Origin of the sequence: Pseudoduganella danionis (genome assembly GCF_009720775.1) — a bacterium.
GTDB classification, from domain to species: Bacteria; Pseudomonadota; Gammaproteobacteria; order Burkholderiales; family Burkholderiaceae_D; genus Rugamonas; species Rugamonas danionis.
Window position 1 is genome coordinate 218,622 of sequence record NZ_WNKW01000005.1, and the last position, 25,671, is coordinate 244,292.

Here is a 25,671-nt window from a genome sequence, read left to right on the forward strand (position 1 = left end):
CAAGCTGTGCGATTTGGTAGACAAACGACCCCCTATCCGTACCGACCATGGCATTTGTTAAGAAAATATTCATATTGCTCTTTCTGGGCACGCTGGCCGGCGCAGGCTATTTTATGTACTGGTCGCAGCACCCGATCGTCGGCGATGAAATCGAACCGATAGAGTTTTCCATCGCGCCCGGTAGCGGTGCTCATGCTGCAGGGCAGCAAATCGCCGAAGCCGGCGCGCCCGTACAACCCTTGCTGTTCAATCTGCTGGCCCGCATCACCAGCAAAAGCGGCAAGCTGAAGGCTGGTACCTATGAACTGAAACCGGGCACCACGCCGCTGGGACTGCTCGACCAGTTGGTGCGCGGCGAATTTGCTCAGGAACAGTTGACCATCATCGAAGGCTGGACCTTCCGCCAGATGCGCGCTGCCGTGGCGGCCCATCAAGGCCTCAAGCATGATTCCATCACGCTCACGGACAAGGAGCTGCTAAGCGCCATCGGTTCCGAATTCAATCAGGCGGAAGGGCTGTTCTTCCCAGACACCTATCTGTTTGCCAAAGGTTCGAGCGATCTGCACATCTACCGTCAGGCCCATGCGATGCTGCTGACCCGTCTCAACGATGCGTGGGCGCGGCGCGATCCGGCGCTGCCGTATAAGACGCCGTATGACGCGCTGATCATGGCGTCCATCGTGGAAAAAGAGACGGGGCAAAAGTCTGAGCGCGGCATGATCGCCGGCGTCTTCGTCAACCGCCTGAAAATTGGCATGATGTTGCAGACCGACCCCACTGTGATCTACGGCATGGGTGCGCGCTACGATGGCAAGATCCATAAATCTGATCTGGAAACGGACACCCCGTACAATACCTATACGCGCAACGGCTTGCCGCCCACGCCTATCGCCTTGCCCGGCCTGCAATCGCTGGCCGCAGCGCTGGCACCGGCCAAGACGGGCGCCCTGTATTTCGTTTCCAAGGGCAACGGCACCAGCCAGTTCTCCGATAATTTGACCGACCATAACCGGGCCGTCAACAAGTACCAAAGATAAGCAATGACTCAACAACGCGGTAAATTCATCACTTTCGAAGGCATAGATGGTGCCGGCAAGTCCACCCATATCGCTTTTGTCAGCGCCCACATCCAGCGCGCCGGCATAGCGCTGGTCAGCTCGCGCGAGCCGGGCGGCACGCCGCTGGGCGAGAAGCTGCGCGATCTGGTGCTGCATGAAAAAATGCATCTGGAAACGGAAGCCTTGCTGATGTTTGCCAGCCGCCGCGAACATATCGCGCAAGTGATCGCACCGGCGTTGGCGAGCGGTAGCTGGGCCCTGTCCGACCGCTTCACCGATGCCAGCTTTGCCTACCAGGGTGGCGGCCGTGGCCTGCCGCTGGCCAAGCTCGATGCACTGGAACAGTGGGTGCATCCCGATCTACAGCCGGACCTGACTTTCCTGTTCGATGTGCCACTTGATGTAGCGCGCGCGCGGCTCGATGCCACCCGCGAGCTGGACAAGTTCGAGCAGGAACAGGCCGATTTCTTCGCTGCCACCCGCAACGAGTATCTGCGCCGCGCTGCCCAGTTCCCCGAGCGCTTCCGCATCATCGATTCGACCCGCAGCATCGCCGCCATCCAGGCCGAGCTGGCCACCATTCTAGACGCCTTGCTGGCTGCCTGAGCGATGAGCGCCAATATCTACCCATGGCAGCAAGCAGCGTGGCAGCAGTTGCAGACGTTGCGCAGCCGCATGCCGCATGCGATCCTGTTCCATGGCGCGGCCGGTACCGGCAAGTCCCACTTCATCGAAGCGTTTGCCCAGAGTCTGCTGTGCGAAGCCGTGCTGCCGGATGGTCATGCTTGCGGCCAGTGTGCGTCCTGCGGCTGGTTCCTGCAGGCCAATCATCCGGATTACCGCCGTGTGCGGCCGGAAGCGCTGGAAGATGAGTTGCCGGCCGAGGGCGAGGAAGGCGAGGGCGAAACTAAAAAGGCGGCCAAGTCCAGCAAGACCCCTTCGCGCGAAATCAAGATCGAGCAGATCCGCAATCTGGCCGATTTCATGAATATTTCCACCCACCGCCAGGGCTTGCGCGTGGTCGTGCTGTATCCGGCCGAAGCGCTGAATCTGCCAGCGTCGAATGCCTTGCTGAAGACGCTAGAAGAGCCGCCACCGGGCACGGTTTTCCTGCTGGCCTCGAACAGTCTGGACCGGCTGCTGCCCACCATCCTGTCGCGCTGCCGCAAGTTTGCCCTGCCCATGCCTACGCATGCACAGGCACTGGCCTGGCTCAAGGAACAGGGCGTGCCGGACGCCGATAGCTGGCTGCGCGAGCAGGGCGGTGCGCCGCTGACTGCGCTAGCCCAGTCGGAAGGCGGCAACCGCGAAGAACTCGAGCTATTGCTGCAGATGCTGGCCCGCCCGGCCGTGGAAAGCGCGCTGCGGGTGGCCGACAAATTGCAGAAATTGCCGTTGAGTACGCAAGTTTCCTGCTTGCAGCGCTGGCTTTATGACGTGTTTTCCTACAAACTGGCAGGAAACATCCGTTACTATCCACGCTACCAGAAAGAACTGGCGCAGCTGGCCGACAAGATCCATGTCAGCCGTCTGCTGGCGTTGATCAAGCGGGCCAATGAACGCCGGGCCGTCGCGGACCATCCGCTGTCGCCCAAGCTGTTCCTTGAGGATATGTTGCTCGATTATGCGGCTAGCTGTGCCTGAGGAAAATACCATGTCCACCGTCAACCCCATCACCCAGACTGCGACGCCCCAGGCGCGGCCTACGGTGCTGTCGCTGGCGATCAAGGAAAAAGCCGCCCTGTATGCGGCCTATATGCCGTTCCTCAAGCACGGCGGCATGTTCGTGCCGACCCAGAAGCCCTACAAGATCGGCGACGAGATCTATCTGATCCTGTCGCTGATGGATGATCCGAATAAATACCCGATCGCCGGCAAGGTCGCGTGGATTACGCCGGCCGGTGCCAATAACAACCGGGCGCAAGGCATAGGCGTGCATTTTCCCGATGACGAGAGCGGCCAGCGCGCGCGCCAGCGCATCGAAGAGTTTCTCGGCGCGGCCATGCGTTCGGCCCGTGCCACCCACACTATCTGAATTTTCATGACTACCGAATTTCGTCACCGCATAGCCACGCTAGAAGATTTACCCACCATCGTTGCCATATACAACAGCACCATCGCTTCGCGCGAAGTGACTGCCGATACCGAGCCCGTGTCGGTCGAATCGCGCCTGCCATGGTTCCATGAGCACACGCCGGAGCGCCGCCCACTGTGGATCATCGAACGGGCGGACGATAACGCGGCCCAGTCCGAGATACTGGGCTGGATGTCGTACTCGAATTTCTATGGCCGTCCGGCCTATTCGGGCACTTCGGAAATCTCTATCTATATCGCCGAGGCATGGCGCGGCAAGGGCGTAGGCGGCTATTGCATCGCTCAGGCCATCGCCCATGCGCCGGCCATCAAGGTGCATACGCTGCTCGGTTTCATCTTTGGCCACAACCAGCCCAGCCTGGGGCTGTTTAACAAGTTCGGCTTTGCCACCTGGGCCAACCTGCCGCGCGTGGCCAATCTGGACGGCGTAGAGCGCGACCTGATCATTCTAGGCAAGCGCGTGGCCTGAGACACCGGCAGCAGGGCAGTGGCAGCTTGGGTTACAATCGCGGCATGTTTATCGATTCCCACTGCCATATCAATTTCCCCGAGCTGGCCGCTCGCATGCCCGAAGTGCTGGCCCAGATGGCCCACAACAAAGTCACCCACGCGCTGTGCGTGTCGGTAGACTTGCCGGACTTTCCGCAGGTACTGGCGCTGGCCCACCAGTATCCTCACATCTATGCCTCGGTCGGCGTTCACCCGGACTACGAAGATACGCCCGAGCCCAGCGTGGAACAGCTGGTCGAGCTGGCCAACGATCCCAAGATTATTGCCATTGGCGAAACGGGGCTGGATTACTTCCGCCTGCAGGGCGATCTGGAATGGCAGCGCGAACGTTTCCGTACCCATATCCGCGCTTCGCGCCAGTGCCGCAAGCCGCTGATCATTCATACCCGTAGCGCCAGCGAAGATACCCTGCGCATCATGCGTGAAGAGGGCGCCGGTACCGATGCAGGCGGTGTGGCCGGCGTGATGCACTGTTTTACCGAATCGCTGGAAGTGGCGCGCGCTGCCATCGAGATGGGCTTCTATATTTCCTTCTCCGGTATCGTAACGTTCAAGAGCGCCAAAGAACTGCAGGCGGTGGCGCTGGAACTGCCGCTCGAGCGCATCCTGATCGAGACGGATGCGCCGTATCTGGCGCCCGTGCCTTACCGTGGCAAGATGAACGAACCCGGTTTCGTCGCCCATGTGGGCGAATACATCGCCAAGCTCAAAGGCGTGCCGGTGGAGCAGGTAGCGCAGCAGACCACAGCCAACTTCTTCCAGCTATTTCAGCTGCAACCCTGACTGACGGAACCCTGCCATGGCTAGTCCTACCCGCCGCAAGCATCTCGCCGCTCTGACAGCATTGGCGCTATGTGCAGCAGCCAACTTGGCACCGGCCGCGACGCTGGCGCAGACGGACGACGAGGTCGATCTGCTGCGTGCAGCGCAACTCGACAATGTTTCCGGCGTGACTGCGGCATTGAGCCGCGGCGCCAATCCGAACGCGCGCGATAGTTCCGGCGAGACAGCGCTGATCGTGGCCATGCGTTACGAGGCCTACCGGGTCGCCAGTGTACTCATGAAGCATCCGCGCATCGATCTGGAAGCGCAGGCGCCGAATGGCAACACGGCCCTGATGATGGCGGCTTTCCGGGGCAGCAAGCCCGCCGTGCTGGACATGCTGGCCCATGGCGCCCGTGTCGAGCAACCGGGCTGGACGGCGTTGCATTATGCCGTGGCAGCCGGCAGTACCGAGGTTGCCGCGCTGCTGCTGGAGCGCCACGCCCACGTCGATGCGGAAGCGCCATCCGGCATGACGCCGCTGATGCTGGCCGCACGTGAAGGGCAGGAGCAGGCCGTGCTGTTCCTGCTTGAGCATGGCGCCGATGCCAGCCGCAAGGATGGCGGCTTTCATCTGAACGCAGCAGAATTTGCCATCAAGGCCGAGAAGCCATGGATCGCCAAAGCCATCAATGATTATCTGGCCCGCACAGCGCGGCGGTGAAATCGCGCCGCAGGCATAGCCGGAATTAGCGGGCAAAGTCCTGCCATTTTCGGGCATTGCTACGGAGCATCGTTCCGCATAATGTCATTACGTCCAGCAACCAGAGACTGGACGCGACATTTGAGGATAACCATGCTGAACGAACGCGAGATTGAAAGCTGCTATCTGGGGCAATTCATTCCAGTCCACTACCATCACAACATGCTGATGGACCAGAACCGTATGTATAGTTTCAAGGCGGCCATCGACTATGCCGTCAAGCCGGGCGCGAAAGTGCTGGAACTCGGTGGTGGAACGGGCGTGCTGTCGTGGTTCGCGGCCGACAAGGCGGACAAGGTGTATTGCGTCGAGTTCAATCCCGATATGGTGCAGGAAGCGCGCCGCATGCTGGCCCTCAATCCGAAAGGCGAAAAGGTCGAAGTGATCCATGCCGATGCCTTCGAATACCTGCCGCCCGAGCCGGTCGACGTGGTGATCTGCGAAATGATCCATGTGGGCATGCTGCGCGAAAAGCAGGTAGAAGTGATCGAATCGTTCAAGCGCCGTTACACCGAGCGCTTCGGCGGGCCGCTGCCCATCTTCCTGCCGGAAGCCGTGATCATGGCGGTACAGCCGCTGCAGCAGGAATATGATTTCGAGGGCTTCTACGCGCCCATCGTGCAGTTCCAAGAAACCGGCGTCAGCTACTCAGGCACCACGGAGCTGGCCCAGCCGGGCGTGTACAGCATCATCGATTTCACCCAGCCCAATGAGCTCAGCTATGCGTGGCAGGGCAAATTCGTCATCGAGCGCGATGGCGTAATCAATGCGCTGCGCTTCGTTACCAAGAACATCCTGGCCGTGGTGCCGGAACGCTCGAGCACTATCGACTGGCTCAACCACTACATGGTGCTGCCGCTGGAAACGCCGGTCACGGCGCGCGAAGGCGATGTGCTGCAAGTGAGTTTCCAGTACCGCGCCGGCGGCAGCATTCCATCGCTGCAGGCCAGCCTGCAAGCCAGTTTGCTGTATCAGGCTGCGCTGCAACCGGCCAGCTACAGTGCCGTGTATGCCTGAGCGGGCTTTGCGCTGAGCGATAGAAAGCGTATATTCCCACTTTTAGCGAAGGAATATCATGTCAGAAATCGATCAGCGCTACCTCGTGCAGCAGAATAAAATTGCGGATGGCGAGACCAAACCGCCCGTCTTTGCCAAAGTCATGCGCAGCAAGGAAGGCGTGTTCGAAGGCGTCTCCTTCATCAAGTCCAAGGACAAGGCGTCCGTGCTGACCATAGAGCAGGCCAACGAAGCCATCGCCTGGGCCAACCGTAAAAAGCCCAACGCGCGCGAATACCAGACCAAGATCATCTGCGTCGGCCAGTAAGCCGTACATACCACTCATCCCCCGTTAGTCACCGTTAATCGGCGCTATCTGCAGTTGGTCGCATGCCAATTGCAGGAGTGGGGGCAGCAGCCTACAGTGTCAGCATTGACAATGTTTTCCGTTCCGGGAGTGCATGATGCTGGGTTTTCTGCTGTGGCTGGTCCTGCTGTTTCTATGTTGGCCGCTGGCTTTGCTGGCACTGGTTGCCTATCCGCTGTGCTGGCTGATCCTGCTACCCTTCCGCCTGATAGGCATAGGCGTGGAAGGGGTATTCGAGCTGCTGCGCGCCATCGTGCTGTTGCCGGCCCGGGTACTGCGCGGCTCGGCCCGTTAGAAATCCACCAGGAAGCCGGCGCCTAGCGACTTCTGCGAATAGTTGTAGTCGATCAGGCTCTGGCCATAGCCGCTGAACGCTTGCAGATAGCCTTTCAGATTGGCGCGCACGGGGAAGGCCCAGCCCAGTTGCAGGCCGCCGTGCTGTTTCTTGAAGTTGCGCCGCGCCAGCAGCGACCATTCGTGGCCATCGGCGCGGTAGCTGGCTTGCAAGTCACCATGACCGAGATAGTCGGCAATATCGAAATTGTCATTATTCGAGCGGGCATTATCTAGCCGCTTCCACAGGCGGAAAGTCAGGCCGAAGCGCTCTTTCTCCGCACCCACCTCCGCATACACCCGGTTCCAGCTACGTGATAGCGAGGAAGTCTGGCCATTTGACTGGTGCACCACGCCCAACGTGATGTAGCGCAGATCGATGATGCCCAGCGGCAGATTGAATGGCGCCGCCAACATCAGTTCAGGCTGGTAATTGGTTTCGCGGAATGGGCTGGAGGCGGCCCGGTTATAGGCCTGCCAGAAACTTTCCTGGGTGTAACCAAACCACAGATCGATCGGCGTCTGCGCCGCCTGTTCGATCAGTTTCATCTTGAAACTAAGCTGGTACATCAGCTCCACATGCTTGGCTTTGATGCCCGCCGGCGTAAAGTCTTCAAATGGTGCATCATTGGAGCTGCTGCTGTAATTGGCCAGCAGGATGTAGGTGTCGCGATGGGGGCGGAAATTGAACACGCCGCGCTTGCTGGCGCTATCGAGTTCCCACCATTGCGCCATGCGTGAAATGCTGGCGGCCGGCGGGACGACGGCTAGCTGGGCCAGCTTGGGTGGTAATACCGGAGCAACGGGCGGGGCCGGCGGCTGGGTAGGATCGGCTGGCAGGGCCGCCACTTCGCTGCCAACCGGCAGCACTGGCCCCTTGGTCAGACCGTCGTAGCAGGCCAGACGGGCATTCGCATCGCCGAGCAGTGCGCAGCGTTCCAGCCGCTGTTCCAGCTCGCTGCTGGCCAGCGTGTGACCGGATGCGCAAATAAGTAGCAGGGGCAGTGCAGTGACTTTCATGAGAGATTTCCGCAAAACGATGGCTTATTGTACAGAAATCGTTCTGCCGCGCTAAGCGTGACTAGCCAGGCAGCTCTTGAATTTGTCCGGAACCGCCGCACCTGTGCCTCCCTGATTTGAAATTGCTGAACAAGGAGCAGATGATGACCCGCAAAACACCCATAGAGCGCTATCGCAATATCGGCATCAGCGCGCACATAGACGCCGGTAAGACCACGACCACCGAGCGTATCCTGTTCTATACCGGGGTCAACCACAAAATAGGTGAAGTGCACAACGGTGCGGCCACCATGGACTGGATGGAGCAGGAGCAGGAACGCGGCATCACCATCACCTCGGCAGCGACCACGGCCTTCTGGAAAGGCATGGCCGGCAATTTCCCTGAGCATCGTATCAACATCATCGATACGCCGGGCCACGTCGACTTCACCATCGAGGTGGAGCGTTCCATGCGTGTGCTCGATGGCGCCGTGATGGTGTACGACGCGGTGGGCGGCGTGCAGCCGCAATCGGAAACCGTATGGCGGCAGGCGAATAAATACGCCGTGCCGCGCATCGCCTTCATCAACAAGATGGACCGCGTCGGTGCGGACTTTTTCCGCGTGCGCGAACAGATCGCCAGCCGCCTGAAAGGCGTGGCCGTGCCTATCCAGATTCCGCTCGGTGCGGAAGAGGATTTCCATGGCGTCATCGATCTGGTCAAGATGCAGGCCATCCAGTGGGACGACGACAGTCTGGGCGTGAAGTTCAGCTATCAACCCATCCCGTCCGCGCTGCAAGCGCAGGCGCAGCAATGGCATGACAGCATGGTGGAGGCGGCCGCCGAAGGCGACCCCGTGCTGCTCGACAAATATCTGGAAGGCCAGACGCTGACGGAAGCGGAGATCAAAGCGGGGCTACGCGCACGCACCATACGTAATGAAATCGTGCCCATGCTGGCCGGCAGCGCCTTCAAGAACCGTGGCGTACAAGCCATGCTGGATGCGGTGATCGAATACCTGCCGTCGCCCGTCGACGTGCCGGCCATCGCCGGTCACGACGAGCATGACCAGCCGGTGGAACGCCATCCGAGCGACGACGATCCGTTCGCGGCGCTGGCCTTCAAGATCATGACGGACCCGTTTGTGGGCCAGTTAACCTTCTTCCGCGTGTATTCGGGCGTGGTCAACTCGGGCGACATGGTCTATAACCCCACCAAGGGCCAGAAGGAAAGGCTGGGGCGCATCCTGCAGATGCATGCCAACGAGCGCAAGGAAATCAAGGAAGTGTATGCCGGTGATATTGCTGCCGCCGTGGGGCTGAAAGGCGTGACCACAGGTGACACGCTGAGCGCGCCCGATCAGGTCATCGTGCTGGAAAAAATGGTGTTCCCTGAACCCGTGATTTCGCAGGCGGTGGAGCCCAAGACCAAGGCCGATCAGGAAAAAATGGGCATCGCCCTGAACCGGCTGGCACAGGAAGATCCGTCGTTCCGCGTGCATACGGACGAAGAGTCGGGCCAGACCATCATGTCCGGCATGGGTGAACTGCATCTGGAAATCCTGGTGGACCGCATGCGGCGCGAGTTCGGCGTGGAAGCGGCCGTGGGCAAGCCGCAGGTGGCTTACCGCGAAACCATACAGCGCAGCGCCACCGATGTGGAAGGCAAGTTCGTCAAGCAATCCGGCGGACGGGGTCAGTACGGCCATGTGGTGCTGACGGTGGAACCGCTGGAAGCCGGCAAGGGCTATGAATTTGTCGATGCCATCAAGGGCGGGGTGGTGCCACGCGAGTTCATTCCGGCCGTCGACAAGGGTGTGCAGGAAACCCTGCGTTCGGGCGTGCTGGCCGGCTATCCGGTAGTGGATGTGAAGGTGACGCTGACCTTCGGCTCCTACCACGACGTGGACTCCAACGAGAACGCCTTCCGTATGGCGGGCTCGATGGCGTTCAAGGATGCCATGCGGCGCGCCGACCCGGTGCTGCTGGAGCCGATGATGCAGGTGGAAGTGGAAACGCCGGAAGAGTTCATGGGCAATGCCATGGGCGACCTGACGGCAAGGCGCGGCATGGTGCAGGGCATGGATGAAATTGCCGGTGGTGGCGGCAAGATCATCCGCGCGCTGGTGCCGCTGGCGGAAATGTTCGGTTATTCGACCACGCTACGTTCGCTGACGCAGGGGCGGGCCACCTACACCATGGAGTTCAAGCATTACGCAGCCGTGCCCAAGCATCTGGTGGAGCAGGGCATCAGTCGGAAAGCTTGAACTTGAGCTGGACGGAAATGGCGCCGTAGAGCCGGTCTTTATAGGTCGGCACTACCGCCACATTCACGCCCACGCGCTGGTATTCGAAACTGGCGGTAGGGATGGCGGCCACAAACCAGCCACCCTGCCGCATTTTCGGATAACCGTTGAAGCCGCCTGCAACAGCCCCCAGGCGTACCGGCCCGATCTGCCACGGCTGGTAGTACATACCGGCGTAATTCGAATAACTGCGGTCGCTGTTATAGAAACGCCCGGCGGTGACGGACGCGACGCTGGAGAATCGGTATTCGAGCCCTAGGCCGGGATTGCGGTCATTGAGGTTTTTGTTACGCTGGAAATGGTAGGAATAGAAACCGCCGTTGACCCAAAGTTCCTGCAAGGGCGCGTTCGGAATGGATTCCAGCGTTTGTGCCTGGGCCCATTGCGCCGCCAATATCAGACAAGTGGCTGTGATCAGACTGCTTTTCATTGTTTTCCTGTCAAGCGAAGAAAGTGGCCCATTATAGCCAGCCCGAAACGGCGCGCCAGAGTTTTCTTTTGGGCTCTGATACCGCCAGTCACACGGTCATTACATCTGTAACAAGTGCTAACCAGAAACCCTGTTTTGTTTTGTCAGATGTACCATATAATCGCCCCGAATTCACTCATCGGGACTGTCATGAAACCTCTGTTACGCCTACGCCCCCTGATACTTGCGCTGCCCTTCCTGCTGGGCGGTTGCGCCGGCACCATGCAGCGCATCGCCGATTGCAAAGTGGGCGACTGGAACCTGATCGGGCACAAAGACGGCATCGCTGGCGAACCGGCCAACTTTGCCGATCGCAAGGAGTTTTGTGACGACCATGCGGACAGCAAGCAGGCCGCCGCTGGTGCGGACAGCCTGTATGCGGCGGGCTGGAACAAGGGCAACTGGGAGTTGTGGTCGGGCTGGGGCGAGCAGGATGGCGTAAAAGGCTTGCTGCCTACTCAGTACGAGCAACATGCGGCCAGTTCCGACGTGCGCAAGCATGGCACACCGCTCAACCGTCCCGCCTATGACAATGGCTGGACCATGGGTAATTCAAGCTACTGGCACGGCATAGGCCGCAGCGCCGGCATCGACGGCCAGCCACTCGCTGCGCCGCTCGAGGCAGGGCGCAGCCGTGCCGCTGCCATGCAGATGCGCTTCGACGAAGCGGCGTTCAGCAGTGGCTGGCAGGTAGGCAACCGTACCTTCTGGCAGGATGCCGGATACAACGATGCCCACAACGGCGTGCCCGATAGCGAATTGCAGAACCGCGCAGCGCGCGCGCGCAGCGCCGGCGTGCAGGTGCAGGAAGATGTATACCGGACGGCGTGGAATGCCGAGCTGGTTAACTACTGGCGCAATCTCGGTACGGAAGACGCCGTCAACGGCCGCGAGTTTGGCATGCGCAGCAAGGAAGCCCGTGCGCGCGGCCTGAAAGTGCTGGAAACGGAATACCGGCTGGCCTGGGAAACCCGTTTGACCGACTACTGGCGTCAGGCTGGTGCCGACGATGGTTATGGCAAACCCTTCCTGCTCGATAACCGCATAGCCAATGCTGCGCGCGACCAGGTGTTTGTGCTGCCGTCCACCCGCAGCGTGTACACGGCGGCGTGGCAGGAACAGAATGCGCGCTATTGTCAGCCCGAAGTGGCGTTCGAACGCGGGCGGGCCAATCAGGGCATGGCCATCGATGTCTGCCGTGCCGAACTCCGCGACCAGCTCAAGCATGCTTACGTGAGCGGGCAGGATTACGAGTCGGTCAGCGCACGCCACCGTCAGGCTGTCAATGATCTGGAAGAACTGAACGGCCGCATCAACGATGGCTACCACCGTCTGAGCCGGCTCGAGCGTGAAATGCGCAATGCCAGCGAAGCCAAAGACCGCCCCGTCAACGAAGAGAGCAAGAAGCAGGATGCGCGCCGTGAACAGGAGCGGCGTGAACTGCTCGATCACATACGCCGTAACGAACGGCGCCGCGACGATGCGCGCGTCTGGGTAGAGCAGTATCAGCGCGACATGGAGCGCCTGCGCCGCAATATCTACTGAGCGAGGAAGGCACCGCTGGAGGTGACAAACGCGGCGAAAGCGCCCACATTCAGGCTGCCGAAGCCGCTCGTGTAATCCCAGCCTTTGGCCGCGCTGTAACCGCCATTGCTGCCGCTGGTTACGTCATGGAATAGCGCCGTCTGCGCCACGCCGTATTTGTACAGGGCGGGTGCAGGGAAGGCCAGCTTGTTATTGTTGGCCGACTGGATGCGTGCCCAGAAACCGGCGAAGATGGGCGCTGCCAGACTGGTGCCGCCGTACTGCAGCTTGCTGCCTTTGACCAAAGTGATGGCGCCGCTGCTAGGGTCGCCGGCAAAGGCCAGATCCGGCACGCCACGACGGGTGGAAGTGCCGAGCACCTTGGCGCTCAACTGCCAGCTCGGGGCCGCTTCGATCAGGCTGGCGCCGCCGCCCGTGCCGCCACCGCTCGCACAGGTGCTGGCCGTGCTGCAAGCCCATACCGTTTCACCGGTCCACGCGCCGGCAGTGCTGGTGCTGAGCGAAGTGCCGCCTACCGCGATCACATAGGGCGACGAAGCCGGATAGCTTTGCGCATTGCTGACACCTCCGCAGCTATACGAGCCGCTATCGCCGGAAGCCACCACAAAGGTCTGGCCCTGCGCTATGCCGGCCAGGAAAATCTGGTCGTTGGCCGCAGCCGTGCCACTCGCGCGCGCATTGATTTCGCATTCGCCCAGCGATACGCTGATGACCTTGGCCACATTGGCACTCACGGCAGCATTGAATGCGGCCGTCAGGTCTGCCTCGGCCATCGAGGCCGCGTTATAGAACACCATGGATTTGACCACGCCGCCCGCTGCGCCGAGCGCATTCTGGCTATCGATATTCCACTCCGCCGTGTTATCGGTGGCGCTGGCATTGGTCACGCGGCGCGCGTTGACCACGCTCACAGCGGGTCTGGCGTAGCCGGCGCTGCTAGCAAAGCTGTACAGGTCGGTGAGAGTCTGGGTCACGCTGCCGGCAGTGATGATGCCGATCGAGGTCTTGGCGGCAGTGGGCAGTGCGCTGGCGTTATAGATGGCCGGCCAGCTAGTCGGGCTGTGACCGACTTTGCCGGCCGTCGCGTAGGCGGTACTCAGTGCCAGCACTTGCGCCGTGTGGGCCGTGTGCACGGTCTGCAAGCCGTGCACACCAAGCACGATGTTGCCTAGTGCTGCAGGCACTACGGGATCGTTGGTATTGGCGTAGGCGTGGCGTTCGCCGCGGTTGAAGTGGGCCATACGCACTTTGAAGGCCTTACCGGCCGTGGCGGCCGTGCCATCGGCCGTGATCAGCATGCGGTTTTCGCTCACTTCGATATTCACATAGCCGCTCTGGCGCAGGTGCTGGACGACGCTGGCAACATCGCCGCTGCTTGGCGCATACTGGGCCAAAAACTGTTCGCTGCTGAGGGCGCTGACGCCTGTGCCCGACATCAAGTTTGCCGCGAAGCTTTCGAGCTGGGCACGGTTACGTAGCTGCAGCGAGATGGCTACCGGTACGGTATCGCCGGCACGCAGTTCCGCGCCTTCGGTGTACTCGCTGGTATCTGGTGTCTGGGTGCGTACGGCGCGCCAGTTCTGGCGGTTGTCCGCATAAACACTGCCGCTGAGTGCCACTGCCAGCAGGGCAGCAAGCATGGTCGATACGGGGCGCGATGGTCGCAGCATGGCAAACTCCTGACGATAACAGTAAAAAGTTTATCTCAGGTAATGTTCAATGCGGAAAAATTTACGTACATTTACCGCCAGATTGACGCTAAGATGCACACAGTTAGTTGCAATAATCTTATAACTTGTTAGCATTGCCACGAAAACAGTGACGGAGAAACAATGAATTCCCCTAGTGTGCCGCACCCGTATTACGAAATTCTGATCGCTGCCGCGCGCAAGTCCGGGCCCGCCACGGTGGCCGTGGCTCATGCCTGCGATCACCATGCACTCGAAGCGGCGCTCGACGCGGCCAGCATGGGACTGATCAGCCCCATACTGGTGGGACCACAGGATCGCATACAGCAGGCGGCGCAGGAGGCCGGACTGGATATTGCAGCATTGCCGATTGTGCATACCGAGCATAGTCACGACTCGGCTTTCCGTGCCGTCGAGTTGATACGCGAAGGCAAGGCCAGCGTGCTGATGAAAGGCAGTCTGCACACGGACGAACTGATGGGTGCTGTGGTCGCAGGCGAAACAGGCTTGCGCACCAGCCGCCGCCTGAGCCACTGCTTCGTGATGGACGTGCCGGGCCGTAACGAGCCGCTGATCATTACCGATGCAGCAGTGAATATCACGCCTACGCTGGCGGACAAGGTCGACATCGTCCAGAACGCTATCGATCTGGCCCATGTGCTCAAATTCGAGCCCGTCAAAGTCGCGATACTCGCAGCGGTGGAAACCGTGAGTGCGCGCATGCCATCGACCATCGATGCAGCAGCCCTGTGCAAGATGGCGGACCGCGGCCAGATTACGGGTGCCATACTCGACGGCCCGCTGGCCATGGACAATGCCATCGATCCCGAAGCGGCGCAGATCAAGCATCTGGTGTCGCCCGTGGCGGGGCAGGCCAACATTCTGCTGGCGCCGGATCTGGAAGCGGGCAATATGCTGGCCAAGAGCCTGACTTTCATGGCTGGCGCGGCCGCGGCCGGCATCGTGCTCGGTGCGCGTGTGCCCATCATTTTGACCAGCCGGGCCGATTCCGTTACTGCGCGGCTAGCCTCGTGCGCCGTGGCCGTGCTGATGGCACGCAATGCGCTGGCCAGCGGCCATGTGATGGGGGATTAAAGTCATGCAGTCGAATGAAAGCATCGTCGTCATCAACGCGGGCTCGTCCAGCATCAAGTTCTCGCTATATAGCGGCGCTGAACTGGAACTGACCTTCCGTGGCAAGATAGAAAATCTGTACAGCGGCGTGACCCATTTCGCCGCCGAAGATGCGCAGGAAAACAGCATAGGCGAACGGCGCTGGCCCGATGCACCGCTAGACCATGCGGCTGCCATGGCCTATCTGCTGGAATTTGCCGATAGCCACCTCGATGGCCATACGGTGGTGGCCGTGGGCCACCGCATCGTCCATGGCGGTGTGCACTACTGCGGTCCGCAGCGGCTGGACGCGAGTGTGCTGGCCAAACTGGAGCAACTGATTCCGCTGGCGCCCCTGCATCTGCCGCATAACCTCGCACCCGTGCGCGCCATGATGGCGCTGACGCCGGACCTGCCGCAGGTGGGCTGCTTTGATACGGCCTTCCACGTGGGCCAGCCGGCAGAAGCGCAGAGTTTTGCCCTGCCTGAGCGGATCACGGCGCAGGGAGTACGCCGTTATGGCTTCCACGGCCTGTCCTACGAATATATTGCGGCCAGTCTGCCGCAGGCGGATCCCGCTTTGGCCCAGGCGCGCGTGGTAGCTGCTCATCTGGGTAACGGTGCCAGCATGTGCGCCATCGATGCGGGTCGCAGTGTGGCCAGCACCATGGGCTTTACGGCCGTCGATGGCCTGCCCATGGGCACCCGCTGCGGCGCGCTCGATCCCGGCGTGGTGCTGTACCTGATCGAAGAACTGGGCATGAGCGTGGCCGCCGTGCAGAAGATGCTGTATCAGGAATCGGGCTTGCTGGGCGTGTCCGGCATCGCGTCCGATATGCGCACGCTGGAACAGAGCAGCGAGCCGCGCGCACGTGCTGCCATCGATCTGATGGTGTACCGCATAGGGCGCGAACTGGGTTCGCTGGCAGCCGCGCTGGGCGGGCTCGATGCGCTGGTGTTTTCCGGTGGCATAGGCGAGAACAGTGCCAGCCTGCGCGCGGCCGTGTGTGCCGATGCCGCATGGCTGGGCGTGCAACTCGATGGCGTGGCCAATGCTGCCACTGGTCATGGTCTACGCCGCATCAGTAGTGGCGCCAGCCGCGTGGCCGTGTGGGTGGTGCCGGCCAATGAAGAACTCATGATCGCACAACATACCAAAGACTTACTGGAGCCAGCATGACGACAGAAACTGTTTATCCTATTTTGACGGGCAAGCGTGCATTGGTGGTGGGCGTGGCCAACGAGCATTCCATCGCCTGGGGCTGTGCGCTGGCGTTCCGCAAGCTCGGTGCTGAAGTGGTGCTGACCTATCTGAACGATAAGGCCAAACCCTATGTCGAGCCGCTGGCGCAGTCCATCGATGCGCAATTGCTGCCGCTTGATGTCACCAGGCCGGAGCAGATGGAAGCCCTGTTTGCCACGCTGGGGGAGCAGGGCAAGCTCGATATTCTGGTGCACTCGATCGCGTTCGCGCCCAAGGCCGATCTGCAGGGCGGCTTGATCGATTCCTCGCTGGAAGGCTTTTTACAGGCCATGGATGTATCCTGCCATTCCTTCCTGCGCATGGCCAAGCTGGCCGTACCGCTGATGGCGCAGGGCGGTGCCATGTTCGCCATGAGTTACCACGGGGCGGAAAAAGTGGTGCCGAACTATAACTTGATGGGGCCCGTGAAAGCGGCGCTCGAATCGGCTTGCCGCTATCTGGCTTACGAGCTGGGGCCGCAAGGCATAAGGGTCCATGCGATTTCGCCGGGGCCGCTGAAAACCCGCGCCGCTTCCGGCCTGAAAGAATTCGACCGTCTGCTCAGCGATGCGCTGAACCGGGCCCCGCTGGGCGAACTGGTCGACATTGAAGATGTGGGCAATACCTGCGCCTATCTGGCCTCGCCATTCGCCCATCACCTGACGGGCAGCACAGTGTATATCGATGGCGGTTTGAACATCATTGCTTGACCTTACTGTCATGGGAAGGTGTAACATGCTGGCCATGCGTCCCATCTTCCGCTTTCTGCTATGGCTGTTGATCGTCGCCTTGCCGCTGCAGGGCGGCGCGGCATCCATGCTGCCGTGCGTGCAGCTGACGCCACCGATACTGCATGGTAGCCACTGCGCAGCGCAAGAGAAGGCCCAGCAGCAGCTGGAACAGAAAAAAGCCGCGCAGCAGCACGCCCATGCGAAATGCAGCCATTGCACCGCCTGTGCCAGCGCGCTTGGTGCGCCGCTCAACGCTGAACTGCTACTGGCCCGCCTGACGGGCACGGTTGCCCCCATCAACGAGCTGGCACCGCCCGGCCATATTCCTCCTGCACTCGAACGGCCGCCCCGGCCTGCCTGAGATCTTGCCGAAGTCACGGGCTATCTGCCCGTATCCCGACATTATTGAAGGAATTCCATGAAACGATATAGTTTGTCGCAGCACGCGCCAGACGGCGTGCACGCACCGCTGTGTTCTGCGGCGCGTACACTTGCGCCTCTGGCTGGCTGGCGTAGTGCCATCCTGCTGCCCTTGATCCTGCTGAGCGGCTGCGCGTCGCTGTCCGCTGATGGCGGCTACACCGATGTGGCCAGCCTGACCAGCCAGCGTCTGGGCCAACCGGTCCAGCTCCAGCGTGACGCCGCCCCGGCACAACAAGTGCAGGCCTTGCTGGCTAAGCCGCTGACAGCCGATGCTGCCGTGCAGCTAGCTCTACTCAACAACTCCGGCCTGAAAGCATCGCTGACGGAACTAGGCATCGCCGAAGCCGAACTGGTGCAGGCTGGCCGTTTGCGCAATCCGGCCTTCAGTTTCGGCCGCGTGCGCGGCGGTGGTGAAACGGAAATTGACCGCAGCGTGATGTTCGATCTGGCCGGCCTGATTACCATGCCCCAGCGTCGCCGCATGGAGCAGCACCGCTTCGAGCAAACCAAATACAGCCTGGCTAGCCGCACGCTGCAACTGGCCAGCGATACCCGCATCGCGTATTTCACGGCCGTCGCAGCGGCACAGTCGCTTGAGTTTGCCGAGCAGGTGGCGCTGGCCGCCCAGGCTTCGGGCCAGCTCGCTGAGCGCATGGCCAAAGCAGGTAACTGGAGCCGGCTCGATCAGGCACGCGAACAGGCATTCCAGCACGACGCCACCACCCAGCTAGTCAAGGCCCGGCACGAAGCGCTTGCCAGCCGTGAAGCGCTGCTGCGCCTGCTGGGGTTGGACAACAAGGACACCGTGCTGCAACTGCCAGCGCGTCTGCCTGAACTGCCCCACCATGTGCTGGCCATGCCGGACGCCGAAGCGCAGGCACTCAGCAGCCGGCTCGACGTGCTGGCGGCTCGTCAGGCCAGTGAGGCCAGTGCCGAGGCGCTGGGACTGAGCCAGACCAGCAGCTTTGTCAATGTGTTCGAACTCGGTTATGCCGATAAGCGCAGCACGGGCAGCCCGCGTCAGCAGGGCTACGAAGTCACGCTGGAACTGCCCATCTTCGACTGGGGTAGCGCGCGCAATGCTGCAGCACAGGCCAGCTATATGCAGACCGTGCACCATGCCGCCGATGTCGCACTGCAGGCCCGCTCGCAAGTACGCGTTGCCTACTCGGCCTACCAGAGCCAGTACGAGATTGCGCGCCACTACCAGGACAAGGTGGTGCCGCTGCGCAAACAGATCGCGGATGAAGTGCTGCTGCGCTACAACGGCATGCTGGCCAGCGTGTTCGAACTACTGGCCGACGCGCGCGAACAGCTCACTGCCGTCAATGGCGCCATCACTTCCCAGCGCGATTTCTGGATCGCGGAAACCAGCTTACAGGCCGCTATCCATGGTGGCAGCAATGAATCGAGGAGCCAGCCATGATTACGCGGCGTGATTTTTTCAAAGGTGCAGGTGCAGCAGCGGTTTCCGCCACGGCGGTCAGCAAGGTCGGCGCGGCCAGTTTGCCGGAAGCCGTGGTGATGACGGGGGCAGACACCCATGTGCCGCCAGCACCGGCCAATGGCCGCCATTTCAACCCCGTAGTAACGCTGAACGGCTGGTCGCTGCCATGGCGCATGAACAATGGCGTCAAGGAATTCCATCTGGTGGCCGAGCCGGTGGTGCGCGAAATGGCGCCCGGCATGAAAGCCCATCTTTGGGGCTATAACGGCCAGTCGCCGGGGCCGACCATCGAAGTGGTGGAGGGCGACCGCGTGCGCATCTTCGTCACCAACAAATTGCCGGAACATACCAGCGTGCACTGGCATGGCCTGCGGGTGCCGAACGGCATGGACGGCGTAACGGGGCTGACTCAGCCCGGTATCGCGCCGGGCAAAACCTATGTCTACGAGTTTGTGGCCAGCCGTCCGGGTCAGTTCATGTACCACCCGCACGCCGATGAAATGACCCAGATGGCGATGGGCATGATGGGCTTCTGGGTCACCCATCCCAAGGACTACCGCCAGCAGGCTGTGGACCGCGATTTCGTGTTCCTGTTGAGCGCCTTTGATATTGACCCGGGCAGCTACAAGCCGAAACCGAACACCATGCTGGACTTCAATCTGTGGACCTTCAACAGCCGCGTCTTCCCCGGCATCGATACGCTGCCGGTGCGGCAGGGCGAAAAGGTGCGCATACGCGTCGGTAACCTGACCATGACCAACCACCCGCTGCATATGCACGGGCACGAGTTTGTCGTTACGGGGACGGATGGCGGCTGGGTACCGCCGACGGCGCGCTGGCCTGAAGTGACCACCGATATCGGCGTCGGACAGATGCGCGCCATCGAATTCCTCGCCAGCGAGCCGGGCGACTGGGCCCTGCATTGCCACAAGTCGCATCACACCATGAATGCCATGGGCCATAACGTACCCAGCATGATAGGGGTGGACCACGAGGGTATCGCCGAAAAGATCAACCGCATCGTGCCCGGCTATATGGCCATGGGTGAAAAAGGTGGTTCGATGGGAGGCATGCAGATGCCGCTGCCGGAAAACACCCTGCCCATGATGACAGGCGAAGGGCCATTCGGCGGGGTGGAAATGGGCGGCATGTTCACTGTGCTGAAGGTGAGAAAAGACCAGAAGCGCGGTGATTACAGCGACCCTGGCTGGTATCAGCATCCGGCTGGCACGCTGGCCTATGAATGGCAGGGCGAGCTACCGCCACCGAGCCGGCAGTATGATGGCGGCCGCTCAGCCATGCCAGCCCCCAAAGTGCAGGCAGGCCCGGAGTTGGAAGTGACTGTGCGCAAGCCCACCGGACACAGCGGTCATTGAGGCCAGGCCCGGCGCTTAGACCGGGCGTGCTAGCGCCGCGTGTAATTGCGCAGGATGCGGTCGTAAGTCCCATCCTTGCGCATTTCCTGCATCACTTTGTCGTAGCGTGCGATCAGGGCACTGTGGTCTTTCAGTCGCGAAAAGCCAAGAAACGCCACCAGCCCCAGATCGACCGACGGCTTGAGTTCCTTGACGGCATTGCCGTGGCCGGAGACTTCCGCCGAGTATTGCATCACCAACCTTGGCCCCACAGCGATATCGAAGCGCCGCCCAACCAGCTTGGCCACGTTCTGTGCCTGCGTGGCAGCTTCGTCTGTCCGTTTGATCTGGCCATTCAGCAGCGCTTGGGTGAAATTCGGTCCGTACACAGCGCCGCGCTCCACGCCGAAGCTGTATTGCGCGAGTTTGGCTATGTCGCCGTCGTAACGGATGTCTGAATCCTGTCGCACAAAGAAGGAAATACTGTCTTCCACCAGTTTTTCCCTAGGGTAGCTCACATAGTTCAGCCGCTCCTCTTTGTACGCGAGCGGAAACACGCCATCGGCAGTGCCGGCCGCCATCATGGTTTGAGCGCGTGTCATGGGTAGAAAGGTGATGCGGATAGGGACTTGCAGGCGGCCAAAGGCTTCCTTGACCAGATCTACGGCGATACCGCGCGGCGCGCCATCCTGTTCGAAAGAAAACGGCGGCAGCGCGGCCGTCACCAATTGTAAAGGCGCGGCCGCGCGGGCTGACGGAAATGCCATAAGGGCAAGGAATACCAGACGTAACGCGACGTTGTTATAAAGATAAATTAAAAAAGCGTGCAAATAGTTCATGACCGCAAGTGTAGCGGATCATGAAGCTATTGCCGATTTTTTGCGCCAATTTCGCCTGCGAACGCTGGCTTTCTATGCAAAACATCGGGTTTTCGGCTTAGCTGGCCAACAGGGCAGGGGAGTTGGCAGCGCGCGGATTGCGCCGCACCAAACCGCCGAGCTGGAAGACGCCCACGGCTTCGTTCAGGCTATGGACTTGCTCCTGCATGGCCTGTGCAGCGGCGGCCGCCTGTTCTACCAACGCAGCATTCTGCTGGGTTACATCGTCCATCTGGGTAACGGCTTCGGTAATCTGTTCTATGCCGGCTGATTGTTCATGGCTAGCTTGCATGATGTCGCCCATGATGTCGGTCACGCGACGCACGCTGGCCACGACTTCGTTCATGGTGGCGCCGGCCTGTTCCACCAGACGGTTGCCGGCCTGAACTTTGTCGACCGAATCGCCTATCAGCTCCTTGATTTCCTTGGCGGCAGCGGCGCTGCGCTGGGCCAGCGTACGTACTTCACTCGCGACTACGGCAAAGCCGCGCCCCTGTTCGCCGGCGCGTGCTGCTTCCACTGCCGCGTTTAGAGCCAGAATATTGGTCTGGAACGCGATGCCGTCGATGACGGCGATAATATCAACGATTTTGTGGGCCGAATTATCGATGGCGGCCATGGTATGCACGACCTCTGCAACCACTGCACCGCCCTTGGCAGCAACCGACGAGGCAGATTCGGCCAGATCGTTGGCTTCGCGCGCGCGGTCCGAATTCAGACGCACAGTGCCCGTCAGCTCTTCCATCGAAGAGGCGGTTTCCTCCAGTGTAGTGGCCTGACGTTCAGTGCGCGAAGACAGGTCCAGATTGCCGGAGGCGATCTGGCCTGCCGCGCTGGCGATGGTGGCGCTACTATGCTGTACCTGGCCGACGATGCGGCTCAGGCCGTCACGCATGGACTGCATGGCAAACAGCAGGCTGCTATGGTCGTCGCTACGGGCATGGATAGGTACTTGCAGGTTGCCGGCAGCAATTTCTGTCGCGATGGCGGCAGCCTGATCGGGTTCGCAACCGAGCTGGCGTACGATGCTGCGCGTAATCAGCCAGCCCGAGACCAGACTGCACAGCAGCGTCAGCCCGCCCAGTACCAGCATGCGCTGGCGCGCGCTGTCATAGGCTGCTTCCGCGTTGGCCACGGCCTCGGTATTCTGCTTCTGCTCGAGCGCCACTAACTGGCGTATGAGCTCCCACCATTTTTTTTGTACGGGGCGGAATTCGTAACGCAGCAGCTTGTAAGCATCATCCTGTTTATCGTTCAAGGCCATTTCCTGCGCACGCACGATGAAAGGCTGGGCCAGTTCGCCTTGTTTGCGTATGTTATCAAGCAACTCCTTTTCTTCAGGCGTGGTATTGGCTTCGCTGCGGAACATCTGGTCCAGCTTGTTCAGATGGGTGGTGTATTTGGCGCCCTGATCGCTGATGCGTTTGATTTCTATCTGAATTTCCTTGGCTTCCTTGAGCAGGATGAGGTTGCGCAAGGCCAGCGCGCGTTCCGTTACGGTCAAGTCCAGCGTTTGGGCGATCTGGGTTTCGACATCGTTGACCTTGGTAATCTCTATCATGCGCTGCTGGATTTCGCGCATGCAGGCCAGCCCCAGCACAATTACTACGCCCAGCAGGACGCACACCAGACCAAAGCCCAGACTCAGCCGTTTGGCGATATTCATATTCGGCATCACTATCCCCTCAGAAAAACTGCCAGTGAGCGTTGGATATTAAAGTTGGTGTAGGGGAGCAATTATCACCAACCATCACACTGGCGCAGAAGCAACACAAATTAATTTACTTGTCTTCCAAAATCGATGTGCTAGCGCACTGCCAGCCTTGGGAACGGACCTATGCGCGCGTCTCGCAGCTTGCTAGTCGCAAGTTGAGTGCTGGTGCTCCTGTACGCCACTCTTGCCTAGGCTTTGCGCGCAAAACAACCGATAATGGCGGCCAAATCAACTTTGCACTGTTTGGAAGCCGCACATGGAAATTAAAGTCAACTTTCTCGATAAGCTACGTCTCGAAGCGAAATTCGATGATTTCACGGTGATCGCCGATCAGCCTATCCGCTACAAAGGCGATGGCTCGGCACCGGGCCCGTTTGACTATTTTCTGGCCTCGTCGGCGCTGTGCGCGGCCTATTTCGTGAAGTTGTATTGCAATACTCGCAATATTCCAACCGAAAATATTCGCCTGTCTCAAAATAATATTGTTGATCCGGAAAACCGCTATCAACAGATTTTCAAGATACAGGTAGAGCTGCCGCCGGATATTTCGGCCAAGGACCGCGAAGGCATCTTGCGCTCGATCGATCGCTGCACGGTAAAGAAGGTAGTGCAGACAGGCCCCGAGTTTGTCATCGAAGAAGTGGAAAACCTCGATGCCGATGCCCAGTCCCTGCTGACGCTGAAGCCGGATACGCAAGCGGCCACCTATATCTCCGGCAAGGATTTGCCGCTGGAACAGACCATTGCGAATATGTCCGGCCTGCTGGCCGAGATCGGCATCAAGATCGAAATCGCGTCCTGGCGCAACATCGTACCGAATGTCTGGTCGCTACATATTCGCGATGCCCACTCGCCGATGTGTTTTACCAACGGTAAAGGCTCGACCAAGGAAAGTGCACTGGCCTCGGCGCTGGGCGAATACATCGAACGCACCAGCTGCAACCATTTCTACGCCGGTTCCTACTGGGGTGAAGAAATCGCCAATGCGGAATTCGTCCATTATCCGAGCGAGCGCTGGTTCAAGCCGGGCCGCAAAGATGCGTTGCCCAAGGAAATACTTGATGAATACTGTCTTGCCATCTATGACGCTGACGGCGAATTGCGCGGCTCGCACTTGATTGACACCAATTCGGGCAATACCGCGCGCGGCATTTGCAGCTTGCCTTATGTGCGCCAGTCTGATGGGGCGACTGTGTATTTCCCTAGTAATCTGATCGAAAATCTGTTCGTCAGCAATGGTATGAGCGCGGGCAATACGCTGGCCGAGGCTCAGGTGCAATGTCTGTCCGAAATCTTTGAGAGGGCGGTGAAGCGCGAAATTCTCGAGGGTGAGCTGGCCTTGCCGGACGTGCCGGCAGACGTGCTGGCCAAATATCCGGGCATCGTGGCCGGCATACAGGGGCTGGAAGAGCAGGGCTTCCCTGTGCTGGTGAAAGATGCTTCGCTGGGCGGCCAGTATCCGGTGATGTGCGTGACGCTGATGAACCCGCGCACGGGCGGCGTGTTTGCCTCCTTCGGTGCCCATCCTAGCTTCGAAGTGGCGCTCGAGCGCAGCCTGACGGAACTGCTGCAAGGCCGCAGCTTTGAAGGTTTGAACGATCTGCCGCCGCCGACTTTTACCAGCAACGCTGTGACGGAACCGAATAATTTCGTCGAGCACTTCATCGATTCGAGTGGTCTGGTGTCGTGGCGCTTCTTCAGCGCCAAAGCCGATTACGACTTCGTCGAGTGGGATTTCACGGCGCACGGCGCCAATTCCAATGCCGAAGAAGCGGCCGCCATGTTCGGCATACTGGCCGAGATGGGCAAGGAATCGTATATGGCCGTGTACGACGAACTGGGCGCAGTGGCTTGCCGCATTCTGGTGCCCGGCTACTCGGAAGTCTATCCGGTCGAGGATCTGGTGTGGGACAACACCAATAAGGCCTTGCTGTTCCGCCAAGATGTACTGAATCTGCACCGTCTGGACGAGGCCGCGCTGGAAGCCTTGCTCGATCGTCTCGAAAATAACGAGCTGGATGAATATGGCGACATCGCCACGCTGATCGGTATCGAATTTGACGAAAACACCGAATGGGGGCAGTTGACGGTACTCGAACTTAAACTGCTGATCCATCTTGCGCTGGGCCAGTTGGAAGATGCGCACGATCTGGTCGGTGCTTTCCTGCAGTACAACGACAACACGGTGGAACGTCGTTTGTTCTATCAGGCGCTGAATGCGGCGCTCGAAGTGGAGCTCGATGACGAGTTGCAAATGTGCGACTACGAAGGCAATTTCCGCCGCATGTACGGCAATCCGCGCATGGACGCCGTGCTGGGTTCACTTGACGGCAGCGTGCGTTTCTACGGCCTCACGCCTACTAGCATGCAGCTCGAGGGGCTGGACAGACATCAACGCCTGCTGGACAGCTACAAGAAGCTGCACAGTGCCCGCGCCAAATTCGCGGCCCGAGCCAAATAAGGCGCCGGGCAAGATTGGCTGGCCGGACTTTCGCGACCAAGTACGGCCTGGCCAGCGCTGTAGTGTCTGTATCGGCCACTCTCAGGCCGAGTAACATCAGGGGCCGAACACAGAAAAGTATCACATCAGACGATGCGGTTGATTGTGATGAAACTGGTCGAGAAAGGCCTGCTGAGCTTGAAGCAGGACGGCGCAGACCGCCGAGCTTACCTTGTGCACATTAGCGCCGCGGGGCGCGCACTGGCTGCAGAGGAACGAGCCGCGCGCGCGCAATGGCTTGCCGAGCAATTGCTAAAGAAGACGGATCTAGAGCAGCGGGCGCTATTGAAAACAGCGATCCAGACTCTCGATAAGCTTATCCAGTAATGCGTACTTGAATTTAAATGGCTAGGCTGTAATACAGGCGTGGCCGGAAT

The 25,671-nt window shown here is 60.2% G+C and carries 25 protein-coding genes; 20 read left to right on the forward strand and 5 right to left on the reverse strand.

Translation table 11 applies throughout. From position 1 onward, the window contains the following. Window positions 1-47 precede the first annotated feature (47 nt). From mltG to GM655_RS17550, 10 genes are all read left to right on the forward strand, one after another. Window positions 48-1,037, forward strand: a complete 990-nt coding sequence (mltG, locus tag GM655_RS17505) for an endolytic transglycosylase MltG (RefSeq protein WP_155435975.1) — start codon at window positions 48-50, stop codon at window positions 1,035-1,037. Between the two features lie 3 nt (window positions 1,038-1,040). Next, the gene (gene tmk, locus GM655_RS17510) at window positions 1,041-1,664 is read left to right on the forward strand and encodes a dTMP kinase (RefSeq protein WP_155435976.1); all 624 of its coding nucleotides are present in this window, start codon (window positions 1,041-1,043) and stop codon (window positions 1,662-1,664) included. A 3-nt stretch (window positions 1,665-1,667) separates the two neighbouring features. After that, window positions 1,668-2,702, forward strand: a complete 1,035-nt coding sequence (locus GM655_RS17515) for a DNA polymerase III subunit delta' (RefSeq protein WP_155435977.1) — start codon at window positions 1,668-1,670, stop codon at window positions 2,700-2,702. A 10-nt stretch (window positions 2,703-2,712) separates the two neighbouring features. Further along, window positions 2,713-3,093, forward strand: coding sequence for a PilZ domain-containing protein (locus tag GM655_RS17520; RefSeq protein ID WP_155435978.1), 381 nt, complete (start codon window positions 2,713-2,715; stop codon window positions 3,091-3,093). A gap of 6 nt (window positions 3,094-3,099) precedes the next feature. Beyond that, complete coding sequence (locus GM655_RS17525; RefSeq protein ID WP_155435979.1) at window positions 3,100-3,621, forward strand: GNAT family N-acetyltransferase; 522 nt, start codon at window positions 3,100-3,102, stop codon at window positions 3,619-3,621. A gap of 44 nt (window positions 3,622-3,665) precedes the next feature. Next, complete coding sequence (locus GM655_RS17530; RefSeq protein WP_155435980.1) at window positions 3,666-4,445, forward strand: TatD family hydrolase; 780 nt, start codon at window positions 3,666-3,668, stop codon at window positions 4,443-4,445. A 16-nt stretch (window positions 4,446-4,461) separates the two neighbouring features. Next, complete coding sequence (locus GM655_RS17535) at window positions 4,462-5,148, forward strand: ankyrin repeat domain-containing protein (protein ID WP_155435981.1); 687 nt, start codon at window positions 4,462-4,464, stop codon at window positions 5,146-5,148. A 132-nt stretch (window positions 5,149-5,280) separates the two neighbouring features. Then, window positions 5,281-6,204 carry a class I SAM-dependent methyltransferase gene (locus GM655_RS17540; RefSeq protein ID WP_155435982.1) on the forward strand — a complete coding sequence of 308 codons (924 nt, stop codon included), beginning with the start codon at window positions 5,281-5,283 and terminating at the stop codon, window positions 6,202-6,204. A gap of 58 nt (window positions 6,205-6,262) precedes the next feature. After that, window positions 6,263-6,511, forward strand: coding sequence for a hypothetical protein (locus GM655_RS17545; protein ID WP_155435983.1), 249 nt, complete (start codon window positions 6,263-6,265; stop codon window positions 6,509-6,511). Window positions 6,512-6,647: 136 nt separating this feature from the next. Next, window positions 6,648-6,845 (forward strand): hypothetical protein, encoded by a 198-nt coding sequence (locus GM655_RS17550; RefSeq protein WP_155436119.1) that lies wholly within the window; start codon window positions 6,648-6,650, stop codon window positions 6,843-6,845. On the opposite strand, the gene GM655_RS17555 is transcribed toward GM655_RS17550, so the two are convergent. Beyond that, window positions 6,842-7,903 (reverse strand): phospholipase A, encoded by a 1,062-nt coding sequence (locus tag GM655_RS17555; RefSeq protein WP_155435984.1) that lies wholly within the window; start codon window positions 7,901-7,903, stop codon window positions 6,842-6,844. The two genes, GM655_RS17550 and GM655_RS17555, sit on opposite strands and share 4 nt — an antisense overlap. Window positions 7,904-8,046: 143 nt before the next feature. Here GM655_RS17555 and fusA point away from each other — a divergent pair, with 143 nt between their 5' ends. Then, window positions 8,047-10,149: an elongation factor G gene (fusA, locus tag GM655_RS17560; protein WP_155436120.1), complete on the forward strand. Its 2,103-nt coding sequence runs from the start codon at window positions 8,047-8,049 to the stop codon at window positions 10,147-10,149. On the opposite strand, the gene GM655_RS17565 is transcribed toward fusA, so the two are convergent. Further along, window positions 10,133-10,618 (reverse strand): hypothetical protein, encoded by a 486-nt coding sequence (locus GM655_RS17565; protein WP_155435985.1) that lies wholly within the window; start codon window positions 10,616-10,618, stop codon window positions 10,133-10,135. The genes fusA and GM655_RS17565 overlap by 17 nt on opposite strands. A gap of 189 nt (window positions 10,619-10,807) precedes the next feature. Between GM655_RS17565 and GM655_RS17570 the strand changes: the two genes are divergently transcribed. Continuing rightward, window positions 10,808-12,202 carry a DUF2799 domain-containing protein gene (locus tag GM655_RS17570; protein ID WP_155435986.1) on the forward strand — a complete coding sequence of 465 codons (1,395 nt, stop codon included), beginning with the start codon at window positions 10,808-10,810 and terminating at the stop codon, window positions 12,200-12,202. On the opposite strand, the gene GM655_RS17575 is transcribed toward GM655_RS17570, so the two are convergent. Continuing rightward, window positions 12,196-13,872, reverse strand: coding sequence for a S53 family peptidase (locus GM655_RS17575; protein ID WP_155435987.1), 1,677 nt, complete (start codon window positions 13,870-13,872; stop codon window positions 12,196-12,198). The genes GM655_RS17570 and GM655_RS17575 overlap by 7 nt on opposite strands. 162 nt (window positions 13,873-14,034) lie before the next feature. Here GM655_RS17575 and GM655_RS17580 point away from each other — a divergent pair, with 162 nt between their 5' ends. From GM655_RS17580 to GM655_RS17605, 6 genes are read left to right on the forward strand one after another with little or no spacing between them, the layout of a single operon-like run. After that, entirely contained in the window at window positions 14,035-14,985 is a 951-nt protein-coding gene (locus tag GM655_RS17580) for a phosphate acetyltransferase (RefSeq protein WP_155435988.1), read from the forward strand. Between the two features lie 4 nt (window positions 14,986-14,989). Further along, on the forward strand, window positions 14,990-16,183 hold the full coding sequence (locus GM655_RS17585; protein ID WP_155435989.1) for an acetate/propionate family kinase: 1,194 nt from the start codon (window positions 14,990-14,992) through the stop codon (window positions 16,181-16,183). Beyond that, window positions 16,180-16,956 (forward strand): enoyl-ACP reductase FabI, encoded by a 777-nt coding sequence (gene fabI, locus GM655_RS17590; RefSeq protein ID WP_155435990.1) that lies wholly within the window; start codon window positions 16,180-16,182, stop codon window positions 16,954-16,956. Before GM655_RS17585 ends, fabI begins: the two co-directional genes overlap by 4 nt. Window positions 16,957-16,981: 25 nt before the next feature. After that, window positions 16,982-17,338 carry a hypothetical protein gene (locus tag GM655_RS17595; protein WP_155435991.1) on the forward strand — a complete coding sequence of 119 codons (357 nt, stop codon included), beginning with the start codon at window positions 16,982-16,984 and terminating at the stop codon, window positions 17,336-17,338. Window positions 17,339-17,395: 57 nt separating this feature from the next. Then, a complete protein-coding gene (locus GM655_RS17600; protein WP_155435992.1) occupies window positions 17,396-18,826 on the forward strand; it encodes a TolC family protein in 1,431 nt (476 codons plus the stop codon). Beyond that, window positions 18,823-20,223 (forward strand): multicopper oxidase family protein, encoded by a 1,401-nt coding sequence (locus tag GM655_RS17605; RefSeq protein ID WP_155435993.1) that lies wholly within the window; start codon window positions 18,823-18,825, stop codon window positions 20,221-20,223. The genes GM655_RS17600 and GM655_RS17605 overlap by 4 nt, the downstream gene beginning before the upstream one ends. A 29-nt stretch (window positions 20,224-20,252) precedes the next feature. Here GM655_RS17605 and GM655_RS17610 read toward each other — a convergent pair whose 3' ends face one another. Together GM655_RS17610 and GM655_RS17615 are read right to left on the reverse strand one after the other, a co-directional pair. Then, window positions 20,253-21,041 (reverse strand): substrate-binding periplasmic protein, encoded by a 789-nt coding sequence (locus GM655_RS17610; protein ID WP_155435994.1) that lies wholly within the window; start codon window positions 21,039-21,041, stop codon window positions 20,253-20,255. Window positions 21,042-21,138: 97 nt separating this feature from the next. Beyond that, a complete protein-coding gene (locus GM655_RS17615; RefSeq protein ID WP_155436121.1) occupies window positions 21,139-22,746 on the reverse strand; it encodes a methyl-accepting chemotaxis protein in 1,608 nt (535 codons plus the stop codon). A gap of 304 nt (window positions 22,747-23,050) precedes the next feature. Between GM655_RS17615 and GM655_RS17620 the strand changes: the two genes are divergently transcribed. After that, window positions 23,051-25,255, forward strand: coding sequence for an OsmC domain/YcaO domain-containing protein (locus GM655_RS17620; RefSeq protein WP_155435995.1), 2,205 nt, complete (start codon window positions 23,051-23,053; stop codon window positions 25,253-25,255). Window positions 25,256-25,402: 147 nt separating this feature from the next. Then, window positions 25,403-25,621, forward strand: a complete 219-nt coding sequence (locus tag GM655_RS17625; RefSeq protein WP_155435996.1) for a winged helix DNA-binding protein — start codon at window positions 25,403-25,405, stop codon at window positions 25,619-25,621. Window positions 25,622-25,671: the final 50 nt, after the last annotated feature.